The sequence below is a fragment of the Sphingomonas panacis genome (assembly GCF_001717955.1).
Lineage (GTDB): Bacteria > Pseudomonadota > Alphaproteobacteria > Sphingomonadales > Sphingomonadaceae > Sphingomonas > Sphingomonas panacis.
The window spans coordinates 4,639,488-4,660,342 of the sequence record NZ_CP014168.1 but is presented as its reverse complement, the minus strand read 5'-3'; the positions used below and the strand labels follow the sequence as shown (position 1 = coordinate 4,660,342).

The following is a 20,855-nucleotide window of genomic DNA, read 5'->3' as shown; positions in this document are numbered from 1 at the left end:
AACACGCGAATGAATTATATCCCCGGCAAGATCGAAGCCGCCGGCCCCGCGCTCGGCGAGCGCGTCAAGCTCGGCAGCCAGGCGCACAAGATCCTGTTCTGTCGCGCGCTGCTCGACACGCATGATCCCTACACGCCCGCGCTGATCGACTGGCCGGTGCTGGAAGATGATGTGCGCGCCAAGATCGTGTCGTTGCCGATCTGGGACATGGCGGTGCAGACCGAAGGGCGTACCGGGCTGTTCGTCCAGACCTTCGCGGATTTCGTGCGCGATCCCGAACTCAAGACCGCGCTCGAAATGGATGCCTTCGAGGAGAAGCGCCACAAGATCGTGCTCGCCGACATGGTCCAGCATTATGGCATCGTGCTCGAACCCGAGCCGCCCTATATCAAGCCGAAGGACGCCGAATGGGCATTCATGCGCTCGGGCTTCTCGGAGTGTATCGACAGCTTCTTCGGCTTTGGCCTGTTCAAGATCGCCAAGGACACCGGCTTCTTCCCGCCCGAGTTGATCGATACGTTCGAGCCGGTGATGCGCGAGGAGGGGCGGCACATCCTGTTCTTCGTCAACTGGGTGGCGTGGTGGCGGCGCAACATGCCGTGGTGGCGGCGCCCGTATTTCGAACTCAAGGTCTGGGCGGTGTGGTGCTTCCTGTTCTGGGAGCGGATCGACATGGCCAAGGGCATGGGCGACAACACCAAGGCGCAGGAAAACAATTTCACGCTCAACGGATCGAAGGAACTCGGTGTCGAGATCGAGTTCGCCGATCTGGCGGCGATCTGCCTCGCCGAGAACGACCGCCGGCTCGCGCCGTATGACGCGCGGCTCATCCGCCCCAAATTCGTGCCCGGTGCGATCCGGCTCGTGCTCCGGCTGATGCGGAAGAAGATCCCGGCCACCGCATGAACCGCTTCGCGCGCGCCGGCCTGCTCGCCGCCACCCTGATTGGCATTGCGGTCGCTGGCTGGACGGTCGGGGCGGTTGGCGCGCGGCAGGTGTTCGTGGCGATGGCGGCGATCGGCTGGCTCGGCATGGGCGCGTTCCTGCTCTGCTCGGTGGGCGTGCTGTTGCTGCTTGGCGGCGCGTGGCTCGTCACCGCGCCCGGCCAGCCGCTGCGTCGGCTGCCGTTGTTCGTCTGGGCACGCACGACGCGCGAGGCGGCGACCGACGTGCTGCCCTTCTCGCAACTCGGCGGCCTCGTCGTAGGCGCGCGCACGCTGGGCGTACGCGGCGTGCCCGATTCGCTGATCTACGCCTCGATGGTCGCGGACATGACCACCGAAATGGCGGCGCAATTGCTGTTCACCATCGGCGGGGTCGCGGCCCTGCTGGTCGTGCTGACCAGCGGTCCGGTCCATGCCGGGCTGGTGCCGCTCGCGATCGGTGGGTTGGGGGTGATGGCGGTGCTGATGATCGCTTTCGTGGTCGGGCAACGCCCGGTGCTCAAGCTGATCGGCGCGCTGGCGGCGCGCATGATCCCCGGCTCGGTCGAGGCGGTCGGCGCGGTGCGCGTGCAGCTCGACGCGGTCTATCGTCAGCCCAAACGGATTCTCGCCGCCTTCGCGCTCAACCTGCTCGCCTGGGTCGGCAGCGCGGCGGGGGCGTGGGTTGCCTTGTGGTTCATGGGCTCGCACGTGCCGCTGTGGGCCGCGCTGACGATCGAGGCGCTGATCTTCACCTTGCGCAGTGTCGCCTTCGCGGTGCCCGGCGCGATCGGCATTCAGGAAGCCGCTTACGCGCTGATCGGCCCGGTGTTCGGCTTGCCGCCGACCACCGCGCTCGCGCTCTCGCTGCTCAAGCGCGCGCGGGATCTCATCATCGGCGTGCCCGCGATTCTCGCGTGGCAGGCGGGCGAAGTCGGCGCGCTCGTCGCCAAGCGGGCCGAACCCGCCTGACCGCCCGCGCGCCCCGCATCGTCGCGGCCGTGCTGGTGCTGGCGGCGGCGCTCCAGCTTGCCGCCTATTGGCCCGGCATCATGTATTGGGACGCGGTTCGCCAATATGGCCAGGCGGTCAGCGGCGCCTTCGACGACTGGCATCCGCCCGCGATGGAATGGGTGTGGCGGCAGATGATCGCGCTCCGGCCCGGCCCCGCGCCGATGCTGCTGCTGCAAGCCGGGCTGTACTGGCTCGGCTTCGCCCTGCTCGTCGCGCGCGCGCAACGCCGATGGCTGATCGTGCTGGTCGCGCTGCTGCCGTTCGCGCTGGCGACGCTCGGGTCGGTGCTCAAGGACAGTCTGATGGCGGGCGCATTGCTCGCGGCAGCGGGGCTGGCCGCATGGGCCGGGCGCGAAGGCCGCTGGGGCCTGCGCATCGCCGCGATCGCGCTGCTGCTGTTCGCCGCCACGTTGCGCTTCAACGCCTTGCTCGCCGCGCTGCCGCTGCTCGTCGCGGTGCTGCCGGCGCACTGGCGGCGGACCCCCGCGCGATGGGCGGTCTGCACGCTCGTCGGCGGTCTCGCGCTCGCGGTGGCGATGCCGCTCGCCAACCACGCGATCGGCGCCAAGCCCAGCGGCGTCGCGCTGTCGCTGGTGATCTTCGATCTCGGCGGCATCACCGAACACGGCAGCGTCGACGCCTTCCCGCCGCTGCCGGTCGCGTCGCCGGTCGCGGTCAACCATCGCTGCTATGATCCGGTCCGGTGGGACAGCTACGCATGGTGGGTCGCCGAGCCATGCCCGATCGGCTTCGCGCTGATCCGCGACACCTTCGCCGCCCACCACCAGAGCCCCTATGTGTTCTGGCTGGAGGCGATCGCCGCGCACCCGATCGCCTACGCCGAACACCGCCTGCGCCACGCCAACCAGAACATGCGCTTCGTGATCGGCCACGAATTCGAACGCCCCGTCCAACCGCAATCCGCCCCCAACGACTGGGGCTACCGAATCGCGCAGAACCCGCTCCAGCGCGCGCTCGACTGGCTTGCGGTGCAGACCTGCCGCACGCCGCTCGGCTGGCCGATCTGCTGGATCGCGCTCGCGCTCGGCATGGTGTTCGCGAGCCGCGGCGTGCCGGGCATGGCGATGCCGCTGGCGCTATCGGCAGCGCTCTACGGCGGCGGCTATCTCGTGCTGAGTGTCGCCTCGGACCTGCGCTACCACCTCTGGACGATGCTCGCAGCCGGCCTCGCCGTCGCGTTTCTCGTCGATGCGGGCGTGCCACGGCGTCGCCTCGTGCTCGCGGCCTTGCCCGCCATCGGCGTGGCGCTGATCGGGACCGCCGCGCGCCTGCTCTGGTGATCGCGCGTTAATCGAGGACCGACTCGCCCGTCTCCAGCACCTCGACTCGGTCGCCCGGCACGATCACCCCGTCGTTCTCGGGGATGGCATTCTGCCCGAACACCACGCCGCTCTTCGTCATGCGGCCAAGCGTGCGCAGCGTGGTGAGCGGCTCGTTCCCCTCCAGCCGCTCCCCGGTCAGCGGCTGCTGGGTGACGATGATGCAGCGCGAACACAGCTTGGGTGTGCGAAACGTCACCCCGCCAATGCGAATCCGCCGCCAGCGATCTTCGCTCCACGCATCACCGCCATCGACGACGAGGTTCGGGCGAAACCGTTCGACCGCCACCGGCACCGCCAACGCGGCGTTCAGCGAGTCGAGCGAGGCGCGCGACACGATCAGCAGCGGATAGCCGTCCGACAGGCTGACATGATCGCCCGGCGCGGCATGTTTGGGGCTGACCGGCCGCAGGCCCTCGTCGCCCTGGAACACCAGCCGCACCGGCTTCCCCAGCGCGCGCGACAGATAGGCGTTGGTCTCCGCATCCGCCATCCGCACGCTGACGCTGTCGTTCCAGATCCGCGCATCGATCCGCAAAGCGGCGTCGGTGGGGCAGGGCGCCCGGTGCCTACCGACGAGGGGATGATCGAACACCAGCGCGTCCCGCTCCATCCGCACGTCGAACAGCGCCATCGCGGGCGTCTCGCGGCGGGTGAGGAAGCGGCCGTTCGCATCGACGATCATCCACCGCCGGTCGCCGTCGATCCCGCGCGCGCTGATCGCCGCCGCGTCGAGTGCGTGGCCGCGCAGGCTCTTCACGGGGTAACGGTACAGCGCGGTCACGGTCGGGGGCGTCGTCACCACCCAGCCTTAGGACAGGAAAGCGCCTCGCGCGAAGGGCTTTCTGTCAGGGGACGCGCCGACTGGGGCAGCGCGTGGAAGTGGAGGCCCGACCGGGAATCGAACCCGGGTGCAAGGATTTGCAGTCCTCTGCGTCACCACTCCGCCATCGGGCCGGAGGCGGGCAGATGCGCGGACAATGCGCGCAAGTCAACCGCGACATGCGAAAAATCCGTGCGTGGCTTGGCGGCGCCCCGCCACCACGATACAAGCGGCAATCTCGACAAGTGCATTGCATAAGCAACACAGTTATGCGACAGGGGCGTTATGACTTCGACGGCATCTCAACCGACCCACGAAACCATGCGTCACGCGATGGTCGCGAGCCAATTGCGGCCCAATGCGGTCAACGATCCGCGTGTCGTCACCGCGATGGACCGGGTGCCGCGCGAGGCGTTCCTGCCCGCCGCCGCCGCGGAGATCGCGTACCGCGATACCGCAGTGCCGCTCGGCCACGGCCGTTTCCAGAACGTGCCAATCGCGACCGGTCGTCTCCTGACCGAAGCCTATCTTCAACCGACCGACCGCGTGCTGCTGATCGGCGCGGCGGGCGGCTATACCGCCGCGGTGCTCGCGCAGCTCGTCGCCTCGGTCGTCGCTGTCGAAAGTGACGCGACGCTCGCGGCCGATGCGCGCGCCGCGCTCGCCGGCTATCCGTCGGTCACCGTCGTCACGGGGCCGCTCGAAGCCGGTCACGCCGCCGGCGCGCCCTACGACGTGCTGGTGATCGACGGCGCGGTCGAGCAGGTGCCCGACGCGATCGTCGCTCAGGTCCGCCCCGGCGGCCGCGCCGTCGCCGGCATCAGCGATCGCGGCGTGACCCGGCTCAGCTCCGGCCGGCGCACGGCTGGCGGCTTCGGGCTGGTCGGTTTCGCCGACATCGAATGCGTACCGCTGCCGGGCTTCGCACGCCCGAAAACCTTCTCTTTCTGACGGGATACTCCGCCGGCAATGCGATATTCTCTATCTGTTGCCGGCGCGGGGCTGCTGCTCGCCGCTGCGCCGGCGGGTGCCGAAACACTCCGCGAGGCGCTCGCCAAGGCGTATAACACCAATCCTACGCTCACCGCCGATCGCGCCAATGTCCGCGCGATCGACGAGAATGTGCCGATCGCGCGCGCGCAGGGGCTGCCCGCCGCCAACGCGTCCGTGCAATATAGCGAAAACGTCTACAACGACGCCAATACGCTCTCCAACCCCAAGCGCCAGATCGGCTTGCAGCCGCAGCTCTCGGTGCCGCTCTACGCGGGCGGTGGTATCCGCAGTTCGATCAACGCGGCCAAAACCCGCGTAGATGCCGGGCGGCTGTCGCTGCGCGATACCGAAGCGAGCGTGTTCAGTTCGGTGGTCGGCGCGTATATGGACGTGATCCGCGACGAGGCGATCGTGTCGCTCAACGCGCAGAACGTCCATGTGCTCGAGGTCAATCTTCAGGCCAGCCGCGATCGCTTTCAAGTCGGCGACCTGACCCGCACCGATGTTGCCCAGTCCGAAGCGCGGCTCGCGCTCGCGCGCAGCCAGTTGCAGAGTGCGCAGGCGCAGTTGATCTCCAGCCGGGAGGGCTACATCCGCTACGTCGGCACGCCGCCCGGCGCGCTCGAAGAGCCACCGGCGCTGCCCAATCTGCCCGCCGACCCGGAAGTCGCGGTCGATGTCGCGCTCAAGGACAATCCCGCGCTTCTCGCCGCGCAGAAGAGCCGCGATGCCACGGTGTTCGATGTCGGCACCGCAGCGGCGGCGCGGTTGCCACGCGTCAGCGCGGTGGTGAGCGGCAACTATTTCAACTATTTCGATTCGCTCGGGTCGGCCACGCAGTTCGGCCTGACCCAGACCGGCAAGTCGGCGACGATCGGCGTCCAGCTAAACCTGCCGCTCTATCAGGGCGGCGGCCCCACCGCGCAAATCCGGCAGGCGCAAGCGCGGCGCGGTCAGGCGATCGAACAAGTCACCGAGGTCGAGCGCAGCGTCATCGCGCAGGCGCGATCGGCCTATGCGATCTGGAAGTCCTCGCTTCAGGTGATCGCGTCGAGCGAGACCGCAGTCAACGCCAACAAGCTTTCGCTCGAAGGTGTCCGCGCCGAGAACAGCGTCGGCAGCCGCACCATTCTCGACATCCTCAATGCCGAGCAGGAATTGCTCAATTCGCAGATCACGCTCGTTTCCGCCCAGCGCGACGCCTATGTCGCCGGCTTCTCGCTGCTCGCGGCGATGGGCAAGGCCGAAGCGCGCGATCTCGGGCTGGACGGCGGTGCGCTGTACGATCCGGTCGTCAACTACAGACACGTCAGCCATACGATCTGGGATTATGCGCCGGCGCCCGCGCCCAAGCCGGTCGCGACCCGCACCACCGCCACCCCGCCGCAAACCGCGATTGTGACCAAGCCGCTTGACCCGTTTCTCGATACACCAGTTGACAGCCCTGCTACAAATCCCACAGACAGCACGGTCAGAAAACGTTAACCAAGATGCCGGGGCGAAAAGGTTGATCGCAATGGGGGATATCAGCTCCGAGCCGTCGATGGAGGACATCCTCTCCTCGATCAAACGGATCATCGCCGAAGAGGGCGATGTCGGTGCCGTGCGCAATCGTCGCCCGCTGCGTCCGGCCGGCGGTCGTCCGCTGCCGCGTGACGTGCTCGAACTGAGCGATCCTGTCGAGTATGATGCCGAAGACGAGGCCGAGGAGCCTGCGAAGATGACCGCGCCCGAGCCGACCCCCATCCAGTCCGTCAACGCGATGGCCAAGCCTGATTCGCCCGGCGAGCCGCTGCTGTCGCGCGGTGCCGAGAGTGCCACGCTCGATGCGCTCTCGCGGCTGATCGTCAAGCCCGAGGTGTCGGGCTCAGACACGCTCGAAGGCATGGTGCGTGAGATGCTTAGGCCGATGCTGCGCGAGTGGCTCGATTCGCATCTTCCCGCGATGGTCGAGCAGATGGTCGCCAAAGAGATATCCCGCATCACCAGCCAGGGCCGCTGAAGCGCGTTGCGGTCCATCATCCGTTCGTGCTGAGCGTGTCGAAGCACGTGCCCCAAACGCTGACGCGCATTGCACGCCCTTCGACAAGCTCAGGACGAGCGGAGCTATCTAAAACCATCGCCCTCCGACCCCGGTTGCGTAGCGAAGGTCGCTCTGCTTTATCTGGCGCATGAAGACCTTTCTCGCTGCGGGCACCGCGTTGCTCGCCGTAACCGCGACCCCGGTCGCCGCCCGCCAACTCACCATCGATGATGTGATCGCGCTGTCGCGCGTGTCGGCGCCCGACGTCTCCGGCGACGGGCACTGGCTGGTGTGGCAGCAGCGCGAAACCGATCTCGACGCCGATACTGGCCATTTCGATCTGTGGCGGCTCGATCTGAGCGCTCGCGGCGCCAAGCCCGAGAAGCTCGTCGCCGAAACGCAAGTCAACGAAACCGCGCCGCAAGTCTCGCGTGACGGCAAGACCGTCTATTTCCAGTCCGACAAGGGCGGCGACGATGCCGTCTGGTCGGTGCCGGTGGCGGGCGGAACACCTACGCGCCTCACCGATTTCAAGGGCGGGATGGGCGGCTTCCTTGTCGCGCCGACCGGCGACAAATTGCTGATCTACGCCGATCGCCGCATCGGCGCGCCGAGCCTCGAACTGCCGATGGTCAAGAAGGATTCGCGCGCGGGCAACGGCCGCACCTTCGACCAATTGTTCGTGCGCCATTGGGCGAGCTGGTACGAGGGGTTGCGCTCGCAACTCTTCGTGCTGCCGCTCACCGCAGCGGGCGCGAAGGGCAATGGCATCGCGATCGAACACGGTCTGGTCGGCGATACGCCGTCCAAGCCGTTCGGCGACGGCAGCGAGATCGCCTGGGGCGCGGACGGCAAGACCGTCTATTTCGCGCTGCGCAAGGGCGACGCCAAGGAGCCGCTCTCAACCAATCTCGACATCTATGCCGCGCCGGCGGACGGGTCGGCCGCGCCGGTCAATCTCACCGAAGCCAATCTCGCGACCGACACGATCCCGAGCGTATCGCCCGACGGCAAATGGCTGGCGTATGCGGCGATGAAGCGCGCCGGTTACGAAGCCGACCGGCAAGTGCTGATGCTGCGCGATCTCGCCACGGGGCAGGTGAGGGCGCTCACCGAAAGCTGGGATCGCTCGATCGAATCGATCGCCTGGGCGCCCGACGGCAAGAACCTGATCGTCACCGCCGAGGATACGCAGGAAAACCCGATCTGGTCGGTCGATGCCACGAGCGGCAAGGTGACGCGGCTGACCGGGCAGGGCAATGTCTCCGCCGTCGTGCCGACCGCCAAGGGGCTGGTCTATGCGATGAACAGCCTGACCGCGCCCGACGATTTCTGGATGCTCACCGGCAAGACGCCGGTGCGGCTCACCAGCGTCAACGCCGACAAGCTCGCCGGTATCGACATGCCGAGCGTCACCCGCTTCAGCTTCGCCGGCGCGAACAACGATAAAGTCTGGGGCTATGCGGTGAAGCCGGCCGGCGCGACCGGCAAGGTGCCGCTCGCCTATATGGTGCATGGCGGCCCGCAAGGGTCGAGCAACAATAGCTGGTCGTACCGCTGGAACCCGGCGCTGTTCGCGGGCGCCGGCTACGGCCTCGTCGCGGTCGATTTCCACGGCTCGACCGGTTACGGGCAGGCGTTCACCGATGCGATCCGAAACAATTGGGGCGGCTGGCCGCTCGAAGACCTCAAGGCCGGGCTGAAAGCCGCGACCGAGAGGTTCGGCTGGCTCGACGGCGACAACGCCTGCGCGCTCGGGGCGTCCTATGGCGGCTATATGATGAACTGGATCGAGGGCAATTGGCCCGATCGGTTCAAGTGCATCGTCCAGCACGACGGCGTCTTCGACGCGCGCGCGATGGCCTATGAAACCGAGGAATTGTGGTTCGACGAATGGGAGCACGGCGGGCACCCCTATTATGAAGACCCGCAGGCGTTCGAGAAGTGGAACCCGGTCAACCACGTCACCGCGTGGAAGACGCCGCAACTCGTCATCACCTCCGAAGGCGATTACCGCATTCCCTACACGCAGGGCATCGCCGCCTTCACCGCGCTCCAGCGACGCGACGTGCCATCACGGCTGGTCGTGTTCCCCGGCGGCAGCCATTGGGTTCAGAAGCCCAAGGAGAGCCGCCAATGGTATCATGAGGTGCTCGGCTGGCTGGGGAAGTGGACCGGCAAGGCGGCGCAATAGACGTCAGAGCGTCGCCGCCAGCACCGGCCACAGCATCATCAATATCCCCGCCACGCTGATGAGGAAAACGAGCGAGCGGATGTAGGGAATCCCCGCCGCATAGAGCGGGATGTAGATGATCCGCGCGACCAGCCACACGATCGCGCCGATCGCGGTCCAGCGCGTGTGGATGTCGGCGACGCCGAGCAGCGCCACCGCCGCCACCACGATCGGAAACGTCTCGAAGAAATTCGCCTGCGCCCGCGCGAGCCGCCCGCCGAGCGGAGTCGGCGGCGGCATCGGCGCATCGCGGGGGCCCGCGTTCCATGCGGTGCCGAGCTGCGCCGTCCGCACCTGCGCCGCGCCGAAGATGTGAACGAAGCCGAGGATGCACCCCCAGGCGAGAACCGCATATTCGACGTGCATGGCTGTTTCCTTCGCGCGGTGAGACTACCACAACGTGCGGCAAGCCGCGACGTTGCTTTCATCTGCGGTTCAGCTTGGCGGAATAGATTTCCTACGGTTCTTCAAACGCTGAGGAGGCATGTCATGAACCTGTTCGCAAAGATTGCCTTGGCCGGTATCAGCACCGCCACGCTGGCCGGCAGCGCACTCGCCGCCGACCGCGCGATGCACCTGTTGGACGTCAACCTGCCCGACGGTTCTGTGGCTCACGTTCGCTATTTTGGCGACGTCGCGCCCAAGGTCGTTCTGGTGCCCGTCGCGCAGGTCGAACCCGTCGCGATGCTCGATTCGTTCGCCTCGTTCGACCATATGTTCGCCGATATGGATCGCCAGCAGCAAGCGATGCTCCAGCACGTCGCGGCGATGCAGCGCGCCACACCGCAGGACGGCAAGATCGACGAAGCCGCGATCAAGAACCTGCCCGCCGGGGGGGCGGTGAGCTATTCGTTCACCTCGTACAGCAGCGGTGACGGCAAGGGCGGCGGTTGCACCCAAAGCTACCAGATGACGTCGTACGGTGCGAACGCGCAGCCGAAGGTCGTCTCGCAAAGCTCAGGCGATTGCAGCAAGGCGCCGAAATTCGGCACCGCGCCAACGCCCGTGAAGGCGCCAGCGCCCGAACCCAAGACGGTGCCGCACGACGCCGTGTGAGCCGAGTCGCGCGCGTCGTCAGGCGCGCGCGAGCACCTCATAGGCCATCACAGCAGTGGCAACGGCGGCGTTGAGGCTGTCCGCCTTGCCGAGCATCGGGATCTTCACCAGCAGGTCGCATGCCTGCGCGTACTCGGCAGGCATGCCCTGCGCCTCGTTGCCGGTGAGCAGGAACGTCGGTGAAGCGTAGCGCGCCTCGCGGTAATGCTGATCGGTGTCGAGGCTGAGACCGACGAGTTGGCCCGGCCCGCTGCGCAGCCAAGCGAGAAAATCGTCCCACCCGCTCTGGACGATCGGCACCGTGAACAAAGCGCCCATGCTCGCGCGCACGGCCTCGACCGAGAAAGGATCGACGCATTCGCCGATGAGGATCAGCCCGCCCGCACCGACCGCATCCCCGGTGCGCAGGATCGTACCGAGATTGCCCGGATCGCGCAGCCGTTCGGCGACCAGCCATATCGTTGCGGCGGTGCGGTCGAGCGACTCCAGTTTGGCGGAAAACTCTTCGAAGACACCGACCACCGCTTGCGGATTGTCCTTGCCCGACAGCTTCGACAGGATATCGGGCACGGTTTCGATCGCCTCGCCCCCCGCCGCCTCGACATCGGCGACAAGTGCGCGAACCAACGGATGCGCCGCGCTGTCGCGCGCGAAGAACAGATAGACCGGCAGGCGACCGCTCTCACGCGCTTCGGTGAGGATGCGAAGTCCTTCAGCGAGGAACAGCCCTTCCTCGCGGCGATGGCGTTTCTCGCGTAGCGAGCGCACGCGTTTGATGAGCGGGTTCGAATAAGCGGTTATCTCGCGCGGCATCGCCCGCCTATGCCGCAACAAAAGCCGCGCGTCGATGATTGAGCGAGGCGCATCCGGTCTGCTACCGCGGGCCAAACCCGTGTTTCCAGAGGCCCGTCGATGAGTGTGATTGCCGCGTATCTCTATCGTGACGGCAAAAAGGTGCGGGAGGTCGAAATCGACGAGAAGGTCGATTGCGCACACAACAAGTCCGAATTCGTCTGGATCGGCATTGCCGAACCAGACGAGGCCGAACTGCGCATCTTGCAAAAGACCTATGATCTCCATCCGCTTGCGATCGAGGATGCGCTCAAGGCCGATCAGCTTCCGAAGGTTGATGTCTATGGCGATCAGCTCTTCGTCGTCGCGCGCACGGCGCATCTGGAAGGCGACAAGATCATCTATGGCGAGACGTCAATCTTCGTCGGGCACAGTCACATCATCAGCGTGCGCCACGGCTCACCACGCAAACATCTCTCTTTGCGCGATAATCTCGAGAAGGCGCCGACCCTGCTCGCGCAGGGTGTCGACTATGTCCTCCACGCGATCCTCGACTTCATCGCCGACGGCTATCTGCCAATCGTCGAGACCATCGAAGAGGATGTGATCGCGATGGAGCGCCGGGCGATCGATTCGTTTCTCAACCGAGACGAGGTCGCACGAATCTTCGCGCTGCGCCGCGAACTGATGCGCTTCCAGCGCGTGCTGGTGCCGATGGGCGAAGTCGCGGGCAAGTTCGTGCGGCTCGATCTGCCGTGCATCGATGTCGATGCCCGGCCGTATTTCAGCGACGTGCTCGACCATGTTCGCCGCGTGCAATCGATGGTCGAGGGGCTGCGCGAGGTGCTGACGTCGGTATTCGAATTCAGCAACCTGCTCGAAGGGCAACGTACCGGCGCGATCACCCGGCAGCTTGCCGCCTGGGCCGCAATCCTCGCCGTACCGACCGCGATTGCAGGCATCTACGGCATGAATTTCGAGCACATGCCGGAACTGAAATGGATCTGGGGCTACCCGTCGACGCTCGTGGTGATCGCTGGGGTATGCGGCGTGCTCTACTGGCGGTTCCGACGGCTGGGCTGGCTGTAGACAATCACCGCCGTGGGCGGCGGTTCCGCAGGATCAGCAAACCGCCCGCTAGGACCAATACCGCGCCATAAAGCACCCAGCGCCGCTCATCGATCATGAAGCTCGACGCCGGCCAGCGGATCAGGCCGATGCCTTGCCCGATCCACAGCACTCCCATCGCCAGCGCGAGCGCGCCAGCGATGAGGAGAACGATGCGCAGCGCGTTAGCGCGCGGCGACGGGGACATAGTCGCGCTCGGTCGCGCCGGTGTAGAGCTGGCGCGGACGGCCGATCTTCTGCGCCGGGTCCGAGATCATCTCGTTCCACTGAGCGACCCAGCCGACGGTGCGGGCGAGCGCGAACAGCGCGGTGAACATCGTCGTAGGGAAGCCGATCGCCGAGAGGATGATGCCCGAGTAGAAATCCACGTTCGGAAACAGCTTCTTCTCGATGAAGTACGGGTCGCTGAGCGCGATTTCCTCGAGCCGCAGTGCGGTTTCGAACACCGGATCGGTGACGTTGAGCGAGGCGAACACCTCGCGCACGGTCTTCTGCATCACCGTCGCGCGCGGATCGTAGTTTTTGTAAACGCGGTGACCGAAGCCCATCAGGCGGAACGGGTCGTTCTTGTCCTTGGCGCGTTCGATATAATGCGGAATCTTGTCGGGTGTGCCGATCTCGCGCAGCATGTTGAGGGCGGCCTCGTTGGCGCCGCCATGTGCGGGACCCCACAAACAGGCGATGCCCGCCGCGATACACGCGAAGGGATTGGCGCCCGACGAGCCGGCGAGCCGGACGGTCGAGGTCGAGGCGTTCTGTTCGTGATCGGCGTGGAGGATGAAGATCCGGTCCATCGCCTTCTCGACGATTGGGTTGACCTCATATTCCTCGGCCGGAACGCCGAACGTCATGCGCAGGAAGTTGCCGGTGTAGCTCAGGTCGTTCTTGGGGTGCATGAACGGCTGGCCGATCGAATATTTATACGCCATCGCCGCGATCGTCGGCATCTTGGCGATCAGCCGGTGGCTCGCGATCATGCGCTGCATCGGGTCCGACACATCGGCCGAATCCTGGTAGAAGGCTGACAGCGCGCCGACGACGCCGCACATTACCGCCATCGGGTGCGCGTCGCGGCGGAAACCGCGATAGAAGGTCGCGAGTTGCTCGTGGAGCATGGTATGGCGGCTGATCGTGTATTCGAACTTGGTGAGTTCGTCGCCCGAGGGCAGCTCGCCGTTGAGCAAGAGATAGCATGTTTCCATGAAGCTCGACTGTTCGGCGAGCTGGCCGATCGGATACCCGCGGTGGAGCAGCACACCTTCGTCACCGTCAATATAGGTGATCGCCGAGTCGCAGCTCGCCGTCGAGGTGAAGCCCGGATCGTAGGTGAACATTCCAGTCTGCGCATACAGCTTGCGAATGTCGATCACATCCGGGCCGACCGTGCCCGAAATCACCGCGTTTTCAACGTCCTTGCCGGCTACACTTAGTTTCGCGGTGTCGGTCATCGATGTCTCTTCCTCTATTCAGTTCTTTATCTGATCTGCAATCCGGCCGAGGCTTTCCTCGCGCCCGAGCAGCACAAGCACGTCGAAGATACCGGGAGAGGTCTTGCGTCCGGTCAATGCGGCGCGCAGCGGCTGCGCGACCTGGCCGAGTTTGACCCCCGCATCCTCGGCAACCTGCCGAACCGCAGACTCGAGAGCTTCCGTATCCCAGTCGTCGAGCGCGTCAAGCGCTGTGTGCAGTGCAGCGAGCAACGGTTGCGCGTTTCCGGCGATTAGCGGCTCAGCCTCTGCCGCAATGGCGAGCGGCCGCTGGCGGAACAGGAACTGCGCACCATCGACAAGCTCGATCACGCTGGCCGCGCGCGGTTTGAGCGATGGCATGGCTCGTTCGAGCAGCGTGAGCTGATGCCCGTCTAGTGCGGGATCGAACCGCGCAGCGACCAGCTTGGCCAATCGTGCGTCGTCCGCTTCACGGATATAATGCCCGTTGAGGTTTTCGAGCTTCTTTAGATCGAAGCGCGATGGCGACTTGCCGATGCCGTCCAGGTCGAACCACGCTACGGCTTGCTCGCGGCTGATGATCTCGTCATCGCCGTGACCCCAGCCGAGCCGGAGCAGATAATTGTCGACCGCCTCGGGCAGCATGCCGAGTTCGTCGCGATAATATTCGACGCCGACCGCGCCGTGCCGCTTGGAAAGCTTGCCGCCGTCCGGCCCGTGGATCATCGGTACGTGCGCATAGACCGGCTCGGGCCAATTCATCGCCTTGATGATCGGCAACTGGCGGAAGGCATTATTGAGATGGTCGTCGCCGCGGATGACGTGCGTCACGCCCATGTCGTGATCGTCCACCACCACCGCGAGCATATAGGTCGGCGTGCCATCCGAGCGCAGCAGGATGAGATCGTCGAGTTCCGAATTCTGGACGGTGATGCTGCCCTGAACGCGGTCGACGATCGTCGTGGCGCCTTCGGTCGGCGCCTTGAGGCGAATGACATAGGGCTTCTCGCCCGCTTCCGGTGCGCGATCACGCCACGGGCTGCGAACCCGCAACGGACGCTTGGCGGCTTCCGCCTGGGCGCGCATCGCGGCGAGTTCCTCGTGCGTCATGTAGCAGCGGTAGGCGTGGCCGCTTTCAACCATCTGATGCGCGACCTCCGCATGGCGCACGGCGCGTTCGAACTGGAACACGGCATCGCCGTCCCAATCCAGCCCGAGCCACTGCATCGAGGTCAGGATCGCATCGATCGCCGGCTGGGTCGAGCGCGCGCGATCGGTATCCTCGATTCGCAGCAGGAACTTGCCGCCCTTTGCTTTCGCGTACAGCCAGTTGAACAAAGCCGTGCGCGCGCCGCCGATGTGCAGATAACCGGTCGGCGAGGGCGCGAACCGGGTGACGATGTTTGCGGTTTCGGGCGTGCCGGATACGGCCGCCGCGCTATCAGATGTTGCGCCCAACCGCGCTTGCTCCCAGACATGAATATCGATGGCCAACTCAGCCGCCGACGCCCCTAGCACGCGACCTTCGCCGCTTCAAATCGGCTGGCAGCGCCCGTGCCGCGCGGCGCTGGAGCGATGGCTGGAGGCCGAGCGGGACCAACTCGTGCTCTGGCTGCCGGTGATGCTGGGCGCGGGCATCACTGCGTGGCTGGTGCTGCCCGATCCGCTGACATGGCGTGTCGCGGCGTTGGGGGCAGGAGGCGTGTCGCTCACCGCAATCGCGGTCGCGCGCGGTGATCGGGCGGGGCGAGCGGTTGCGGTGGCGGCACTGCTCGTCGTGTTCGGCATCATTTTGATCTGGTGGCGCGCCGAGTCAGCCGATGTTGCGCCGCTTGCCGGCCCCGTGCTGGCGCGATTCGAGGCGAAGGTCGAACGGATCGATCCGATCGCCGCGCGCGATCTTGTGCGGCTGCGGCTGGCGCCCTTGCGCGTGATCGCGGACGGCAAACGCGCCGCGCCAGTCTTGCCGGCGCACCTGCGCGTCAACCTCGCGGTTGCGGATGTGCCGCCGGGGCTGGGCGTCGGCGCGACGATCCGGTTGCGCGCGCGGCTGCTCCCGCCGCCAGCGCCCGCCGTACCGGGCGCCTATGATTTCGCGCGGGTCGCCTGGTTCGATGGGATCGGGGCGACTGGGCGCGGGATCGCGCCGGTGGCGGTGCTAAGGCACGGCGCGCCAGCGAATGACGGGCTTCGGCAGCGGTTGTCCCGCCACATCCAAGCGAGCGCGCGCGGCGGCACCGGCGCGATCGCGGCCGCGCTCGCTACCGGCGATCAGGGCGCGATCCCGGAGAAGGACGCTGAGGCGATGCGGAGGTCCGGTCTCGCGCATCTGCTGTCGGTGAGCGGGTTGCACATCACCGCCGTGGTCGGCGCGGTGATGTTGATCGTGACGCGCCTGCTCGCGCTGGTGCCGTGGATCGCGCTGCGCTGGCGGGTGCCGCTGATCGCCGCCGGCGCGGGGGCGCTAGCGGCGATTGGTTATACGGTGCTGACCGGCGCCGAGGTGCCGACCGTGCGATCGTGCGTCGCCGCGCTGCTGGTGCTGGTCGCGCTGGCGATGGGGCGCGAGGCGATCACGCTGCGGCTGGTCGCGGCGGGGGCGTTCGTGGTGCTGTTGCTCTATCCTGAAGCACTGGCAGGGCCGAGCTTTCAGCTTTCGTTCGCGGCGGTCGTGGCGATCGTGTCGCTTCACGAACATCCCGCGATGAAGCGCTGGTTCGGGCCGCATGAGGAAGGGCGCGGGCGGGCGATGTTGCGTGGGCCGGCGTCGCTGTTGCTGACCGGAATCGTCGTCGAACTGGCGCTGATCCCGATCTCGGTGTTCCACTTCCACCGGGCGGGCGTGTACGGATCGGTCGCCAATATCGTGGCGATCCCGCTGACGACGTTCGTGACGATGCCGTTCGAGGCGCTGGCGTTGCTGTTTGATTGCGTCGGCGCCGGAGCGCCGTTCTGGTGGGTTACATCGCGGTCGCTCGATGTGTTGCTCTGGATCGCGCATGCGGTGGCGGGGCTGCCGGGGGCGGTGGCTTCGATCCCGGCGATGCCCGCGGGCGCCTACGGGTTGATGGTCGCGGGCGGGCTTTGGATCGCTTTGTGGCGGACGCGGTGGCGGCGGCTGGGCGTAGCGCCGCTGGTGGTCGGGGCGGCGTGGGCGGCGTTGACGCCGGCGCCGGATCTGCTCGTGACCGGCGACGGGCGGCACGCGGCGATCCGCACGGCTGGCGGCAATCTGGCGGTGCTGCGCGACCGGACCGGCGATTATACCGCATCGACCTTTGCCGAGAACGGCGGCGTGGATGCGGTGCCGCTGCTGATGTCCGAACAGCCTGATGCGCGGTGCAGTCGCGATCTGTGTCTTGTGCGGCGCGGTGCTTGGCGAATCCTTGCGACGCGGAGTTCTTACCTTGTGCCGGTCGAGCAGCTCGTTCCGCTGTGCGCCGGCGCCGATATCGTCATCTCCGAGCGGCGGCTGCCGCGCGCGTGTGCGCCGCGCTGGTTGAAGCTCGATGCGGTGGCGCTGGCGCGGACGGGCGGGGTGGCGATCACCTTCTCAACCCGAAACATCGCTATCGTGAGCCACAGCGAGGACCGTCATCCGTGGCGGGTCAGTCGTAGCGGCGGAGCAGGCCGGCGAGCTTTCCCTGGATACGGACCTGGGCGGGGGCGTAGCGCTGGGGATCGTAGGCGCGGTTGGCGGGATCGAGACGGACCATCGCGCCTTCGCGGCGGAAGTATTTGAGAGTCGCTTCGGCCTCTTCGATCAGCGCGACGACGATCTCGCCGTCGCGGGCGGTTTCGGTGCGGCGGATGAGCGCGTAATCGCCATCCAAGATACCGGCATCGACCATCGAATCGCCTGCGACTTCAAGGGCATAATGCTCGCCACCGCCCAACAGGGCGGCGGGGACCGCGAGCATCGACTGGCCCTCGAACGCCTCGATCGGCACGCCGGCGGCGATGCGGCCGTGGAGCGGGATTTCGATCACGTCGTTGGCGGGCTGGGGCAGGGTGCGGATGTTTGCGGGTGGCAAAGGTGGTGCGACGTTTGCCTTCTTTGCGGTCGCGACACGCTCGGGCATGCGCAGCACTTCGAGCGCACGCGCGCGGTTCGGCAAGCGGCGGATGAACTGGCGTTCCTCGAGCGCGCTGATCAAACGATGCACGCCCGACTTCGACTTGAGATCGAGCGCGTCCTTCATCTCCTCGAACGAGGGCGACACGCCGGTTTCCTCCAGGCGATCATTGATGAAGCAGATCAGCTCGTGCTGCTTGCGAGTGAGCATCGCGTTCCTCCGTCCGAACAGATGCGGAACCAATATGGAACGGTAGGATGCAAGTCAAGCAGCGTCCATCAGCCGAGCGGCAGGATTTCCACCGAGTCGCCGGCCTTGGCGGCGGGCGCGTTCGGCGCGCGGATCACCAGGCAGTCGGCGCGGGCAAGCGTGCGCAGCATCGAACTGTCCTGGATCGCCGCGACATAGACGCGGCCACCCCGCGTCTCGGCACGCAGATAATCGGCGCGGTGATCGTTGGCGGGCAGGTCTTCGCCGAGGATCGCGCTCGCGCGGCGCGGCTGGGGATCGGCGGCACCGCTCATGAACGCGATGAGCGGGCGCAGGAACAACGTCGCGGTGACGAAGGCGGAGACGGGGTTGCCGGGCAGGCCGAGCACCACCGTGCCGTTCAGCCGCCCCGCCAGCATCGGCTTGCCGGGGCGAAGCGCGATCCGCCAGAAATCGAGGACGCCGCCCGCCGCCTCCAGCGCGGGCCGCACCAGATCATGATCGCCGACCGACGCGCCGCCGGTGGTGACGAGGATATCGGCATCGACGCGTGCGAAGGCGGCGGTGATCGTGTCGAGCCGATCGGGCAGGATGCCGAGATCGACGACCTCGACCGGCAGATCGGCGAGCATCGCGGCGAGCATCGCGCCGTTCGATTCGGGCAAAGCGCCGGGCGGCAGCGGCGCGCCGGGCGCGACCAGTTCGTCGCCGGTCGCGACGGTGGCGACGCGAAGCGCGCGGCGGACGGGCAGGGTGCCGTGCCCGCCGGTCGCCGCCACCGCGATCCGCGCCGGGGTGATCCGCGCGCCGGCGGGGACGAGCACATCGCCCGCGTGGAAATCCAGCCCCGCGCGGCGCACGTTGCGGCCGGCATAGGCCGGGCCTGCGCCGGTGACGCTCAGGATCGTGCCGTCGCGCGCGGCCTCCTCCTGCACCAGCACGGTGTCGGCCCCGGCGGGCATCGTCGCGCCGGTGAAGATGCGGACCGCCTCCTGCGCGCCGACCGTTCCGGCGAAGGGCGTGCCGGCCGCGCTCTCGCCGATGACGGTGAAGGGGCCGGGCAGATCGGCGAAGCGCAACGCATAGCCGTCCATAGCCGAGAGATCGGCATAGGGCTGGGTGCGCAGCGCCGCGACGTCCTCGGCGGCCCAGCGACCGGCGGCGGCGCGGATCGGGACGGTTTCGGGTGCGACCGGGTGCGCGAGCGCGAGGAGGCGGGCGAGGGCGGTTTCTACGGAGACTAGGGGTGGCATGTTGGGGGAGTCCGGGACGGTGAGCGTTACTCCGGGGCGTGTACCGGGGAGCGCACTATATGGGAGTTGAGGGTGTAGGGCTACTAGGACAGTAGAGGCATGTTCGGGTGAGGATGTTCGATTTATAGTTTATGCGCCGCGTAAGGGCGCCAACCCACGCTCCGATTTTAAGAGCGTGGCCGACGTTAGATTACTGTCGCGTTTCCTGTGGGGAGCGGATTGTAGCAGTTGATCCCCGCGTCCAGTATACCGGGATCGGGGAGGGCACTATGTCGCGTAACAAAGAATCACGAACCACAGATATTCACAAGATTATTGTAACGCAGTTGAAGGCTATACCTAAGCAATTGTTCAAGACTAAAATCACTGCGTTAATTGATCAGAAAGTACCTAACGCGCCCCACGGTCTAGCGCTGGCGTTTGCCGATCATATAATCGCAAGAGTCGAAAAACCATTTGAGTTTAATTCGGCGGACGAACGCGATATAACGATAGAGTTTACCCCGGCCGAAATCCAAAATATCGAACGTGAGATACACTCGTTTGTGAAGACCGAAGTTCCCTCGATCATCACCAAAATCATTGACGATTCAGCGCAGATTATTCTCAAGAGCCTTAAAGGCGATTGGCGAGCGCAGCGTGATTGGCAGTTGGCAACGGGCGGCGGCTTTCGTGAACGTCTTGAAGAGCGATGGGGTGCGGCGTTTGACATACTGAGAATGATGTACACCATCTCACACGAGATTGGTGCCATAGTGGAGCAGCGTCGACGGCGTTCCCGCGCCAAACGCAACCTCGTTCTTCAAGATACAATTAGGCATCTGCATGTTCGTGCCTGCCAAGTCGTAGCTGAAATCCTGTGCCTGATGGAGAACGGGTTCGCTGACGGTGCGATGGCGCGGTGGCGTACGTTGCACGAGATTACAATCGTGGCAGCGGTCATCGCGCATTTCGGTGAAGATTTGGCCGTACGATACCGAGCTCACGAAGCTGTCGAAGCGAAACGTGCGATGGACCGTTATCAGGCGAGTCATTCAACGTTGGGGCTAGCTCCTCTTTCAAAAAAAGAGATTGCAGAAGTCGAAAGCGCTTATGCTCAGGCGCTCGTTTTGTACGGCGACCGGTTTGGTTCCGAATACGGTTGGGCGGGCTTCCACCTTGGTCTGAAAAAGCCCCGTTTCATCGATCTCGAACAAGCCGCCGGTAAGATCGAAATGAGAGCCTACTATGGAATGGCAAGTTACAACGTGCATGCGAGTCCAAAGGGTATAGCGTTTCGCCTCGGCCTTTTGCGCGAACTTGGTTCACCGACTGGCCTTGCCGGAGCGAGTAATATCGGGTTCGTCGACCCGGCACAGCTTTCTGCATTCGATATAACTTTTGTAACTGGTCTCATACTAAGGTCTGGAAATATTGATGATATGATACAGCTCAAGATACTCATTTTGTTGCGAGATAATATTATGAGTAAATTGGAACGCGCGAACAGGCGCATCATGAGAGAGCACCGTTCGTTATTAAAAAATAAATCCGTATGAATTTA

Annotated in this window: 18 protein-coding genes, 1 tRNA gene and 1 pseudogene; 11 read left to right on the top strand and 9 right to left on the bottom strand. The window is 65.6% G+C overall.

Annotated elements, in window-relative coordinates; translation table 11 throughout:
• The first annotated feature begins 9 nt into the window (after window positions 1-9).
• The 3 genes from J0A91_RS21600 to J0A91_RS21590 are packed head-to-tail and all read left to right on the top strand — an operon-like array spanning window position 10 to window position 3,238.
• Window positions 10-906, top strand: coding sequence for an aminomethyltransferase (locus J0A91_RS21600; protein WP_069206626.1), 897 nt, complete (start codon window positions 10-12; stop codon window positions 904-906).
• Complete coding sequence (locus tag J0A91_RS21595; protein WP_069206625.1) at window positions 903-1,895, top strand: lysylphosphatidylglycerol synthase domain-containing protein; 993 nt, start codon at window positions 903-905, stop codon at window positions 1,893-1,895. Before J0A91_RS21600 ends, J0A91_RS21595 begins: the two co-directional genes overlap by 4 nt.
• Window positions 1,841-3,238, top strand: a complete 1,398-nt coding sequence (locus tag J0A91_RS21590) for a hypothetical protein (protein ID WP_240502118.1) — start codon at window positions 1,841-1,843, stop codon at window positions 3,236-3,238. The genes J0A91_RS21595 and J0A91_RS21590 overlap by 55 nt, the downstream gene beginning before the upstream one ends.
• 7 nt (window positions 3,239-3,245) lie before the next feature.
• On the opposite strand, the gene J0A91_RS21585 is transcribed toward J0A91_RS21590, so the two are convergent.
• Together J0A91_RS21585 and J0A91_RS21580 are read right to left on the bottom strand one after the other, a co-directional pair.
• The gene (locus J0A91_RS21585; RefSeq protein WP_069206624.1) at window positions 3,246-4,079 is read right to left on the bottom strand and encodes an MOSC domain-containing protein; all 834 of its coding nucleotides are present in this window, start codon (window positions 4,077-4,079) and stop codon (window positions 3,246-3,248) included.
• 81 nt (window positions 4,080-4,160) lie between these two features.
• Window positions 4,161-4,234, bottom strand: a tRNA-Cys gene (locus J0A91_RS21580).
• Between the two features lie 199 nt (window positions 4,235-4,433).
• Here J0A91_RS21580 and J0A91_RS21575 point away from each other — a divergent pair.
• The 4 genes from J0A91_RS21575 (at window position 4,434) to J0A91_RS21560 (ending at window position 9,310) form a co-directional block, all read left to right on the top strand.
• A complete protein-coding gene (locus J0A91_RS21575; RefSeq protein WP_240502117.1) occupies window positions 4,434-5,051 on the top strand; it encodes a protein-L-isoaspartate O-methyltransferase family protein in 618 nt (205 codons plus the stop codon).
• A gap of 18 nt (window positions 5,052-5,069) precedes the next feature.
• Window positions 5,070-6,578 (top strand): TolC family outer membrane protein, encoded by a 1,509-nt coding sequence (locus tag J0A91_RS21570; RefSeq protein ID WP_069206622.1) that lies wholly within the window; start codon window positions 5,070-5,072, stop codon window positions 6,576-6,578.
• Window positions 6,579-6,609: 31 nt separating this feature from the next.
• Window positions 6,610-7,095, top strand: a complete 486-nt coding sequence (locus J0A91_RS21565) for a DUF2497 domain-containing protein (RefSeq protein ID WP_069206621.1) — start codon at window positions 6,610-6,612, stop codon at window positions 7,093-7,095.
• 169 nt (window positions 7,096-7,264) lie between these two features.
• Window positions 7,265-9,310 carry an alpha/beta hydrolase family protein gene (locus J0A91_RS21560; RefSeq protein ID WP_069206620.1) on the top strand — a complete coding sequence of 682 codons (2,046 nt, stop codon included), beginning with the start codon at window positions 7,265-7,267 and terminating at the stop codon, window positions 9,308-9,310.
• Window positions 9,311-9,313: 3 nt separating this feature from the next.
• On the opposite strand, the gene J0A91_RS21555 is transcribed toward J0A91_RS21560, so the two are convergent.
• Window positions 9,314-9,715 carry an MAPEG family protein gene (locus tag J0A91_RS21555; RefSeq protein ID WP_069206619.1) on the bottom strand — a complete coding sequence of 134 codons (402 nt, stop codon included), beginning with the start codon at window positions 9,713-9,715 and terminating at the stop codon, window positions 9,314-9,316.
• Window positions 9,716-9,838: 123 nt separating this feature from the next.
• Here J0A91_RS21555 and J0A91_RS21550 point away from each other — a divergent pair, with 123 nt between their 5' ends.
• Window positions 9,839-10,405 (top strand): hypothetical protein, encoded by a 567-nt coding sequence (locus J0A91_RS21550; protein ID WP_069206618.1) that lies wholly within the window; start codon window positions 9,839-9,841, stop codon window positions 10,403-10,405.
• A gap of 18 nt (window positions 10,406-10,423) precedes the next feature.
• Here the strand turns inward: J0A91_RS21550 and J0A91_RS21545 are convergent, their stop codons facing one another.
• The gene (locus J0A91_RS21545; protein ID WP_069206617.1) at window positions 10,424-11,218 is read right to left on the bottom strand and encodes a TrmH family RNA methyltransferase; all 795 of its coding nucleotides are present in this window, start codon (window positions 11,216-11,218) and stop codon (window positions 10,424-10,426) included.
• Window positions 11,219-11,317: 99 nt separating this feature from the next.
• Between J0A91_RS21545 and J0A91_RS21540 the strand changes: the two genes are divergently transcribed.
• Entirely contained in the window at window positions 11,318-12,286 is a 969-nt protein-coding gene (locus J0A91_RS21540) for a magnesium and cobalt transport protein CorA (protein WP_069206616.1), read from the top strand.
• A 4-nt stretch (window positions 12,287-12,290) separates the two neighbouring features.
• Here J0A91_RS21540 and J0A91_RS21535 read toward each other — a convergent pair whose 3' ends face one another.
• Genes J0A91_RS21535 through gltX form a run of 3 tightly spaced genes read right to left on the bottom strand, consistent with a single transcriptional unit; the run spans window position 12,291 to window position 15,231 of the window.
• Window positions 12,291-12,512: a hypothetical protein gene (locus J0A91_RS21535; RefSeq protein WP_083224848.1), complete on the bottom strand. Its 222-nt coding sequence runs from the start codon at window positions 12,510-12,512 to the stop codon at window positions 12,291-12,293.
• Window positions 12,490-13,773 carry a citrate synthase gene (locus J0A91_RS21530; protein ID WP_069206615.1) on the bottom strand — a complete coding sequence of 428 codons (1,284 nt, stop codon included), beginning with the start codon at window positions 13,771-13,773 and terminating at the stop codon, window positions 12,490-12,492. The genes J0A91_RS21535 and J0A91_RS21530 overlap by 23 nt, the downstream gene beginning before the upstream one ends.
• Before the next feature lie 18 nt (window positions 13,774-13,791).
• Window positions 13,792-15,231, bottom strand: coding sequence for a glutamate--tRNA ligase (gene gltX, locus J0A91_RS21525; protein WP_069206614.1), 1,440 nt, complete (start codon window positions 15,229-15,231; stop codon window positions 13,792-13,794).
• 28 nt (window positions 15,232-15,259) lie between these two features.
• Here gltX and J0A91_RS21520 point away from each other — a divergent pair.
• Window positions 15,260-17,377 (top strand): annotated as a pseudogene (locus J0A91_RS21520) (ComEC/Rec2 family competence protein); the annotation flags it as partial.
• Between the two features lie 4 nt (window positions 17,378-17,381).
• Here J0A91_RS21520 and lexA read toward each other — a convergent pair.
• Window positions 17,382-18,059, bottom strand: coding sequence for a transcriptional repressor LexA (gene lexA, locus J0A91_RS21515; protein WP_069206613.1), 678 nt, complete (start codon window positions 18,057-18,059; stop codon window positions 17,382-17,384).
• A 68-nt stretch (window positions 18,060-18,127) separates the two neighbouring features.
• The gene (locus J0A91_RS21510; RefSeq protein WP_069206612.1) at window positions 18,128-19,312 is read right to left on the bottom strand and encodes a molybdopterin molybdotransferase MoeA; all 1,185 of its coding nucleotides are present in this window, start codon (window positions 19,310-19,312) and stop codon (window positions 18,128-18,130) included.
• 269 nt (window positions 19,313-19,581) lie between these two features.
• On the opposite strand from J0A91_RS21510, the gene J0A91_RS21505 reads away from it, so the two are divergent.
• On the top strand, window positions 19,582-20,850 hold the full coding sequence (locus J0A91_RS21505; RefSeq protein ID WP_150127023.1) for a DUF5677 domain-containing protein: 1,269 nt from the start codon (window positions 19,582-19,584) through the stop codon (window positions 20,848-20,850).
• The last annotated feature ends 5 nt before the right edge of the window (window positions 20,851-20,855 follow it).

What these genes read in the sequence shown, in the direction of transcription:
- J0A91_RS21600 (WP_069206626.1), top strand. Translation starts at nt 10, where the DNA reads ATGAATTATATCCCCGGCAAGATCGAAGCCGCCGGCCCCGCGCTCGGC.
- J0A91_RS21595 (WP_069206625.1), top strand. Translation starts at nt 903, where the DNA reads ATGAACCGCTTCGCGCGCGCCGGCCTGCTCGCCGCCACCCTGATTGGC.
- J0A91_RS21575 (WP_240502117.1), top strand. Translation starts at nt 4,434, where the DNA reads ATGGTCGCGAGCCAATTGCGGCCCAATGCGGTCAACGATCCGCGTGTC.
- J0A91_RS21570 (WP_069206622.1), top strand. Translation starts at nt 5,070, where the DNA reads ATGCGATATTCTCTATCTGTTGCCGGCGCGGGGCTGCTGCTCGCCGCT.
- J0A91_RS21565 (WP_069206621.1), top strand. Translation starts at nt 6,610, where the DNA reads ATGGGGGATATCAGCTCCGAGCCGTCGATGGAGGACATCCTCTCCTCG.
- J0A91_RS21560 (WP_069206620.1), top strand. Translation starts at nt 7,265, where the DNA reads ATGAAGACCTTTCTCGCTGCGGGCACCGCGTTGCTCGCCGTAACCGCG.
- J0A91_RS21555 (WP_069206619.1), bottom strand. Translation starts at nt 9,715, where the DNA reads ATGCACGTCGAATATGCGGTTCTCGCCTGGGGGTGCATCCTCGGCTTC.
- J0A91_RS21550 (WP_069206618.1), top strand. Translation starts at nt 9,839, where the DNA reads ATGAACCTGTTCGCAAAGATTGCCTTGGCCGGTATCAGCACCGCCACG.
- J0A91_RS21545 (WP_069206617.1), bottom strand. Translation starts at nt 11,218, where the DNA reads ATGCCGCGCGAGATAACCGCTTATTCGAACCCGCTCATCAAACGCGTG.
- J0A91_RS21540 (WP_069206616.1), top strand. Translation starts at nt 11,318, where the DNA reads ATGAGTGTGATTGCCGCGTATCTCTATCGTGACGGCAAAAAGGTGCGG.
- J0A91_RS21535 (WP_083224848.1), bottom strand. Translation starts at nt 12,512, where the DNA reads ATGTCCCCGTCGCCGCGCGCTAACGCGCTGCGCATCGTTCTCCTCATC.
- J0A91_RS21530 (WP_069206615.1), bottom strand. Translation starts at nt 13,773, where the DNA reads ATGACCGACACCGCGAAACTAAGTGTAGCCGGCAAGGACGTTGAAAAC.
- lexA (WP_069206613.1), bottom strand. Translation starts at nt 18,059, where the DNA reads ATGCTCACTCGCAAGCAGCACGAGCTGATCTGCTTCATCAATGATCGC.
- J0A91_RS21510 (WP_069206612.1), bottom strand. Translation starts at nt 19,312, where the DNA reads ATGCCACCCCTAGTCTCCGTAGAAACCGCCCTCGCCCGCCTCCTCGCG.
- J0A91_RS21505 (WP_150127023.1), top strand. Translation starts at nt 19,582, where the DNA reads ATGTCGCGTAACAAAGAATCACGAACCACAGATATTCACAAGATTATT.